Origin of the sequence: Rhodococcus sp. UFZ-B548 (assembly GCF_903819475.1) — a bacterium.
Taxonomy (GTDB): Bacteria; Actinomycetota; Actinomycetes; order Mycobacteriales; family Mycobacteriaceae; genus Rhodococcus_F; species Rhodococcus_F erythropolis.
The window spans coordinates 1-7,946 of record NZ_CAIJDS010000107.1 but is presented as its reverse complement, the minus strand read 5'-3'; the positions used below and the strand labels follow the sequence as shown (position 1 = coordinate 7,946).

General features: G+C 61.5%; 5 protein-coding genes and 1 pseudogene. All 6 read right to left on the bottom strand.

Annotation, left to right across the window (positions count from 1 at the left end):
* Positions 1-394 (bottom strand): helix-turn-helix domain-containing protein (locus tag H7C86_RS36240; protein ID WP_182263453.1); only part of this gene is annotated, 394 nt, incomplete at its 3' end.
* Between the two features lie 1,014 nt (positions 395-1,408).
* A pseudogene (locus tag H7C86_RS36235) lies at positions 1,409-2,319 on the bottom strand (dioxygenase).
* A 5-nt stretch (positions 2,320-2,324) separates the two neighbouring features.
* Positions 2,325-3,401 carry a maleylacetate reductase gene (locus H7C86_RS36230; RefSeq protein WP_182263452.1) on the bottom strand — a complete coding sequence of 359 codons (1,077 nt, stop codon included), beginning with the start codon at positions 3,399-3,401 and terminating at the stop codon, positions 2,325-2,327.
* Positions 3,398-5,185 (bottom strand): FAD-dependent monooxygenase, encoded by a 1,788-nt coding sequence (locus H7C86_RS36225; protein WP_182263451.1) that lies wholly within the window; start codon positions 5,183-5,185, stop codon positions 3,398-3,400. Before H7C86_RS36225 ends, H7C86_RS36230 begins: the two co-directional genes overlap by 4 nt.
* A 131-nt stretch (positions 5,186-5,316) precedes the next feature.
* Positions 5,317-6,264: a helix-turn-helix domain-containing protein gene (locus tag H7C86_RS36220; protein WP_182263450.1), complete on the bottom strand. Its 948-nt coding sequence runs from the start codon at positions 6,262-6,264 to the stop codon at positions 5,317-5,319.
* 676 nt (positions 6,265-6,940) lie between these two features.
* A complete protein-coding gene (locus tag H7C86_RS36215; protein WP_182263449.1) occupies positions 6,941-7,129 on the bottom strand; it encodes a hypothetical protein in 189 nt (62 codons plus the stop codon).
* Between the last annotated feature and the right edge of the window lie 817 nt (positions 7,130-7,946).

The window sequence follows — 7,946 nt, the reverse complement described above, 5'->3', positions numbered from 1 at the left end:
GCGGTTTGCGGTTGTTCTCGCCGTTCGGGTCGATGAACCGGCGGCGGTGCAATCCGAGGTTCCGCAGGATTTTCGTGACGGTCCGGCGAGCAATGACCGTTCCATCCATTCGGAGTTCGAACGTGATGCGTGAGGCGGACCATTTCCGGGTTCGTCGCATCGACTCGATGTCGGCCACGACCTCCGCGGCTGTGGCGGTGGGTTGGTGTTTCGGTGCGCTGGAGCGGTCCTGTAGTCCCAGGTCACCATATTTGCGGTGACGGTTGACCCACGTGGAGGCGCATTGTCGTGAGATACCCATTTCGGCGGCGACGTGGGCGATCGGACGACTCTGGCAGCGCTCGATCAGGCGTCGTCTTCCCTCCACGGTGAGTGGAGCATTACGGTGTGTCACAGGGCTGGTCCTTCTTGGTCGAGAACGGTTGTGTCGCAACTCCCATTCTTACGCCGAGGACCAGCCCGTCTACTTCAATCCCTCGTCAGCAACGTCCATACCCACAACAACTAAGCGTTCAAAGTTATTGTGTGTTGGCGCAGCTCTCCTTGTTCATTTACCAATCGAATTCGTCACTCACCTATGGCCAGCGATACACGAGCGCCGACAGTAGAAGCGGCTTCACGGCCGGGACCTACTGTGAGTGGATAGTGTCCGATCGCGCCGCACGGTCATTGAGCGACGTCAGCCGCCTCCGGTGTTTGGGCAGATCCATCGTCGGATCCCTCGCTCGTCGGGTGAGAGTCGGTTCGATCCGTACAAGTCTCTGCAGTACAACGGGGTGCTGACAGCTCAATGGGCGCGTTGAGGCGCCGTGCGCGACACCTGCGAAGCCAGCCACTGCGACCCAGTCGGCACGCCAACCGCTTGCGCCGGTGAGTTGCGATATACTGTGCGCCGAGTTGGTCCTGAGGAATGTACTCCCGCTGTCTAATGACCTGTGAAACAACAAGTATCGGGATGTGTGGCGGTGTCGGGGATGGTGGAACATCCTGTCGACTTTCCCATCGATGTCGTATCAGCGACTGGTGTCGGGGCCCTCAACGGTGGGACGACGTTTGGTGTGCGGCGACGGTCGCAGTTGTGGCTCCTGATTTACTTCGGCCTGCATCTGCATTCGTCGAGTGCGGAGGAACGGGCAACCCCTCGCGACGGACCCGTTGGCATTCCGAGGTGCTCTTGCGGCGGAGCCGGCGCCGAACGAGCGTGCCGTCGTGTACCTGGCGTTTCCCGAAGTTCGTTTGCCCGATAGTCAACGCAGGACACCGGAGATTGATCCGGGCCACTTTCTCGTCGTATCTCTAGCGCCCGGCCTCTGGCGATGCCGACGTCGATCTTGGTGAGAGCATCCGCGCTGTCGAAGCCGAGCAGAACGGTCCTGTCGATATTAATGCTCGGTGGAGTCTTGACCCGTCAGGAGCCTTCGGCAGGTGCGAGCGTGATGTCGAAATCGGCTCTTGTCCAGGACTTGTCGCCGAGTTCTCGACCGTCCGGTGTCGGGGCACCCGCCGACTGCTCCACGAATTCTTTGATCAGCGAATCCTTGACCCCGAACACCGTGTCGCTGTCCAGTAGTTCGTCGCCGCGAACGAAGATATACGTGACCAATGTTCGCATCCCAGGTGCCGTCACCATGAAATGCAGGTGCGATGCCCGCATCGGCGAGCGGCCGGTCGCAGCGAGCATCCGGCCCACCGGCCCGTCGTGCGGGATCGGATACGGAGTCGGTGTCAGCGCCCAGAATCGATAGTGCCCGCTGTCATCGCTATAGAGATGAGCTCTGCCGGACACCCGGGCGTCGTCGTATTGAACGTCGTAGAACCCGTCCTCGTCGGCCTCCCACACTTCGAGCCTGACACCGGGTATCGGATTGCCGTCGGAGTCGCGGACGGTTCCCTCGACCCAGCAGGGTTGTCCTGCAGCGCCTCCTGATGCATCACCGCCGTTGTCGATACGCGGCGCATCGTCGACGAAGAAGGGCCCGAACACCGTCGCTTCGGTCGCGCCCTCGTGGGCCGGATTATTGACGTTGATGGTCTGCATCGACGCGCCGAGTACGTCGGAGAGCAGGATGTATTCTTGGCGGTGGCGTCGGTGATGTGCCCGACTTCGGTCAGGAACGCAATAGCGGCGTTCCACTCGGCCTCGGTCAAGCGCACATCGCGGATGAATCCGTGCAGGTACCTTACCAGCGATGTCATCACCTGCTTCAGTCGGGGGTCGGTGCAGTCGCCGAACGATCTGACCACGTTGTCCACCAGTCGTTCTTCGACAGCTGTCTGTGCTTTTGTACTGGTGCAGTAAGTGAGGGTTTCGTCGGCCATGCTCGCTACCGTTCGCTCTCGGTCGGCCGGTCGCCGGCCCACGCTGCTCGAAGAATTGTGGTTACTGCCTCGTGGGTGACGGGGCGGGGATTTCCGTACGAACGGCTCGTCGCTTCCTCGGCGATCCGGTCGATGTCGCTCTCCTGCATGCCTAGTTCAGCCAGGGATCGGGGTGCGTCGAGGGTCCGGCACAGGTCCCACAGTCGTCGGGCCGGGTCTGCGGTGCCGGGAAGCGCCCGTGAGAGAGCTGCCACCGCCGCCGGCGCGTGCGATTGGTTGTAAGCCAACACGTGCGGTAGCACCACCGTGTGGGTCGGGGCGTGCGGCAGATTCAATGTTCCGCCCAGTGCATGACACAGCTTGTGATGCAAGGACATCGTCGTGGCGCCGAGCGTCGCTCCGCACAACCACGCACCGTACAAGGCGTCACTGCGCCCCAGCGGGTCCGCCCGATCAGCGACGATCGTCGGGAGCGCCGACGCGAGTGCCCGCACTCCTTCCTCCGCCATCAGTGCGATGATCGGGCTGATGTCGGGCGCATACAGAGCTTCCACCGCATGCGCGACGGCATTGATGCCGCTGGTCACGGACAGCCCTGCTGGGAGGTTTGTCGTCAGGTCAGGGTCGTAGAGGACGGTGCGCGGCAATACCGCAGTATCGCGGCCGGTTTCCTTGCGTCCGTTGGTCGTCATGCCCCACACCGGGGTCATCTCCGAGCCGGCGTAGGTGGTGGGTACGGCCACGATGGGTAAACGATGCTTGAGTGCGATGGCTTTGCCGAGCCCGATCGCCGATCCACCACCGACGGCGACGCATCCGTCGGCCCCCAGAGCGACGGCTTCGGCGCTGGCTCGGGCGGCGAGGTCTGCGGGGACGTGCATCACGGCGTCAGAACGTATTCCTACGCATCGGTCACCGAGAATCGATGCCACTCGTTCGGCGGTGTCCTGCTGGCTCGGGGAGCACAGGACCAACACACGGCGTAGCTCGAGGTGGTCGAGTTCATCGGCCACGGTCTCGAGAATTCCTGCGCCGAATCGCACGCGCATCGGGTTCGCTTCGTAGGTGAAGTCGCTGGTCATCGTGCCAACACCGCGGTCAGTGCCCGGCGGAGAGCATCTTCGGGGTCGACGGGGAGTTCGTCTGCACGCCAACAGATGTGTTTGTCCGGACGCACGAGCAGCGCGCCGCTCTCAGACACCTCACGTAGCCGGGACCAGTCGAAATAGAGATCGGTCACCTGCCGTCCCGGTCCGATGACAACCGTCTCGAGCGGAACACCGAGTTCGTGGCCGATCTTGTCCGCTGCCGACTCCCATGCCGATCCGGCGACTCCGGTGATGAGTGTGAAGCGTTCGTAGGGCGCAAGGTCGAGCATCGCGTGCTTGTGCAGATGATCTCCCACCCAGGCGTGAGGAAGGTGCGAACCGGGCAGGGTGGACACCTGGTAGTACAGGTCGGCGTCTCGCGTCGGTTCCGGTAGCGCACCGTCCGACACGATGGCCGAGGATGTGTAGAACTGCCCTAATTCCACCCCGTGGGCGTTGAATTCGTAGTTCTTGGTCTCCATGGCGGCAGCGAGTGCCGCTCGTTTTGCAGCTCCGGCGGGTGTGTTCGCTTTACGCTCTTCTATTCGTTCGATCATCTCTGCCTCGGTCTTCGCGCCGGTGACACCGAGAGCCTCGAACAGGCCCGCGAATTCGCGGCTGGAACGATTGGCCCGCTCGACGATTCGTTTCGCCACCGGGGCGCGCTCGGCGCTGTAGGTATCGAGCAAGGATTCACCGGCATGCCCTTTGAGTACCGCGGCGAGCTTCCATGCGAGATTATAGGAATCCTGGATCGAGGTATTGGAGCCGAGACCGTTGCTCGGTGGATGTCGGTGGATCGCGTCACCTGCACAGAACACGCGTCCGTTCTGTAGGTGGGTGGCGTGGGCTTCGTTGTTGCCCCACAACGAGGTTCCCGTGATCTCGACGTTGAGGTCATGCATGCCCAGTAGGTTCCGAACGATCTGGATGGCGGCGTCCTCGTCCACCACGGGCGGCGGCCCCGAGATGTCGAACCCCCACACGACGAGCCATTCGTTCCAGGGCCGAACCATCCGCACCAACCCGGCCCCGATGCCACCGACATTCGATCCGGGCTGAATCACCCAGTACAACACCGACGGTCGATGCCCGACGTACTCGGCGATGTCCGCCTTGAACGTGATGTTCATCGACCCGGCGATGTCCATCGCACCCTCGAACGGAAGATCGATGTCGGCCGCCACCTTCGAGCGGGCACCGTCCGCGCCGATGAGGTACTTCGCTCGAATCGTGTAGCGATTGCCGGTCAGCCGATCCATCACCGACACACTCACGCCTTCGTCGTCCTGCACGTGTGAGAGGTATTCGGTCGAGAACTGGGTCTGCGTTCCTCGCATCGTCGCGTTCTTCACGAGGATCGGCTCAAGGTAGGTCTGCGGGATGTCGACGGTCAAGCACGGCGATGCGAGCTGGTAGTCCGCCTCACGGTCGGTGCCGGTTCCCCATGTACGAATTCGGCCGATCTCCTCGCCCGCGATGGATGTGCAGAACACCGTGTCGCCGACCAGTTCGTGCGCGGTTGCGTCGGCGAGCACCTGCTCGGCGATTCCCACATCACGAAATATCTCCATCGTCCGTTGGTTGGTGATGTGCGCGCGGGGTGTGTTGGCCGTCCAGCGGTACTTGGTGATCATGATGTTGGGGATGCCCAGGGTTGACAGCAGCAGGGCTACCGATCCGCCCGCCGGCCCCGATCCGACGATGAGTACATCGGTCTCCACCACCGAGGAATCGGGCAATGCGGTTGCCTTCTGACCGTCGTCGAACACCGGCATGGGATCATCCTTCGTCGTGCCCGACTGTGATCTCGGGTCCTACGACTGAGTGTCCTGCATTGCTCAGCTGTGTTGTCGCAATGGTGCCGAACTCGGCGCAAATCGACCACGTATGGCCGATTTCGTGGGTCTCACCCCGCCGATCGCGTGATCACCGCATCGCGTCGGACATCGGATGCACGGTGGCCGAATCTGGCCACGAAAGAACTTGAGAAGTACGTGGCGGACGAGAACCCGCAAGATCGAGCGATGTCGGCGATGGTGACCGACGCGTCGAAGGGCCCGGTGAGCTGCGCGTGGGCACGCTCGAGCCGGCGTTCAAGGATGTATTTGGGTACGCTGATGCCGTCGTCGGCGAACACCCGCGACAGGTGCCGGCCACTGATCCCCACCGCGCGTGCCACCTGCGGGGCAGACAGTGACACGTCGTGCAGTCGTTGTTCGATGAACGAGCGCGCGGCTGCCCGATGCGCCGAGCCCAGATTCGTGCGGGCACCGGTGGTCAGTACCGAGACGAGTTCGAGGATCGCGTGCTCGTCCGGTGGTGTCGGATTGCGTCGACTGGTGGCACGCCCCACCTGTCGAGCGAGCGCTGCGGCGTGCACGTTGCCGCTCGGAGAGAAGTCGAACACAGTGGGCCGCGAGAGCGTCGCCGTATCCGACACGTCCGCGAACAGCGATCGAGGCAGTTTCAAAACCAACTCCTCGAGCCCGTGCGAGAAGCCGCGCATGAATGCTCTGTCCGCGTCGAACACCAGGCCCTGGCCAGGGCCGACAGTACGGATGCCATCTTCGGAGTAGAAGAAAGCATCGCCGACGAGGCTGAAGTACATCATCACCGAATCCGACGGCTGCTGCCGAATCAGTTGGGCATCACGCTCCACCACGTGTGCTGTCCCGATCACCCGAGCCAGGTCGACTGAGTCGAGTCGAAGATTGGTACCCGTCGCTTCGAGCTGATCGACCTCCAACATGCGGCAACGCAGCCCGATCAGCAGGTCCGCGTTGTGCCCTTCCCACCGCTCGATACGTTCCTCGAGCGGCAGGTCGAGAGTAGAAAACTCGACGGCAGCGCGCATGGATTCGATTGTCCTCTGTCTCTCCCGATCGTGTCAGCGATTCGTGGCGTAGGCACTACAGCCAGTATCCACAATTCGGATGCGGAATAGGGCGGTCATGCGATCGACTGCCCCGCATCACCCCCGGCCCGAACTCGGCAGAATTCGAAAGACGTTTTCATAAGGGCAACAGTTCGAACCGACTTGCAGCTTTCGCACGCAATGATCACCGCCGACATGACAGCTCCATTCGAGCACGTCGCCATCGAACAATGGTACAAGGCCCTTGCATTCGGGTCAGACGACATGGGTTCCGGTCGGCGGTTTCCAAGGTCTTCTCACTCCATGAATTAGCCTTTTTTACCGATTCCGTCGGGATCGAGAGCTTCAGGGGACTTCGGGAATCTCAGTGTGCCCGTCGGACCTCCCAGCGATGATCCCCCGGGGCGCGGACGCATCTAACGCATGTCCTCGACCACCTGTCCTGCGTGGTGATCTAGGAGTTCACGACTAGTTGATATCGGTACCAGGGGCCGTCGAGATTTTCGACGGTGAGGTCGCTGTCGCGGCCACCTGGGGTGTGGCCGCAGCTATGGTGGAAACTTCTTGACGGGGTGCGCGAGACCCCATCGGGGAGCGGTAAAACACGCTCTATCGAGCTCTGTAGTAACACATAGCGCTGTCGTTTAGGGAATTGTCAGGCTGCCCCGTACTCGAACATCCCGCGCGCGTCGATCTCGTTGTGAATCGAGCTGATGTCGGCCTTGAGATCGGTTATGTACTGTGGATCGATCGGGGAAAGTTGTATGAGGTCGACATACTCGGAACACAATGCGCAGTACACATCTGCTAGTTCGTCGTTGGCAATAGGTGCTAGAGGATTCATGGCACGGCCTTCAATGTGGGGTAGAACTGCTGTTGATCGACGATCGTCGTAATCGTCATATCACCAATACGGACCAGTCTACTGCTCCTCTTCAGCCGATCGTAATCGTCCAGATATGCGTATTTCCTCTGTGAATCGTGGGCCCTGTTCGCTCCATTCATCAGGGTCGCGAAAAAGTTTCTCTGGTCGGCTGGCAAGGTTCGCACGAAAAGAGCGCCCAGCCTGCAGTTTTCAGGCTCAACATTCGTAGTCGTCGACGACTACGAGAGGCCGCCCACAGCGATGTGGCCGCAGACTCGGGCAGTGAAGGCCCGCCATTGCTGCCAGACGATCTCGTCGATGTCGCAATACATGCCGTCTTTGAGCAGAGTGGTTGCAGGGATCGATCAGGTTGAGTTGGGCACGTGGGACGATGTGGGTCCCCTGGGGTCTAGTGGGGGCGCGAAGCCGCTATGGATGTAGGTGACAGGGGCCACGCTAGCGGTGCTGCTTGCTGGCGGGACCAGTCCAGGAGATCGGGCCGGCCCGAGAGTCAGCCTCTCCCCAATGTTGGCGCCTCCGTTTGATTCAACTGCTGTGCAGAAACTTTCGATCACAGCGTCCGAAAGGAGCCCGAAGCGTGCCCCCCTTTCTATCTGTCTCCTATGGCATGTCAGGAGTGCGGCGTAGGTATTTGTCGCGCTAGAGCCTTTCGGTGCGCTCCCACGAACCTCCATGCCTTACCTGCGCTGCTGCAATCGGTCGCTGCGCACGTATTGGCGACGAGTTATCTGTCGGCGCCGCTGACGACCGACGACGACCACGGGGGAGTGTTGAA

Bases quoted from the DNA above. Each gene is read 5' to 3' on its own strand.
- H7C86_RS36230 (WP_182263452.1), bottom strand. From the start codon at position 3,401: ATGACCAGCGACTTCACCTACGAAGCGAACCCGATGCGCGTGCGATTC.
- H7C86_RS36225 (WP_182263451.1), bottom strand. From the start codon at position 5,185: ATGCCGGTGTTCGACGACGGTCAGAAGGCAACCGCATTGCCCGATTCC.
- H7C86_RS36220 (WP_182263450.1), bottom strand. From the start codon at position 6,264: ATGCGCGCTGCCGTCGAGTTTTCTACTCTCGACCTGCCGCTCGAGGAA.
- H7C86_RS36215 (WP_182263449.1), bottom strand. From the start codon at position 7,129: ATGAATCCTCTAGCACCTATTGCCAACGACGAACTAGCAGATGTGTAC.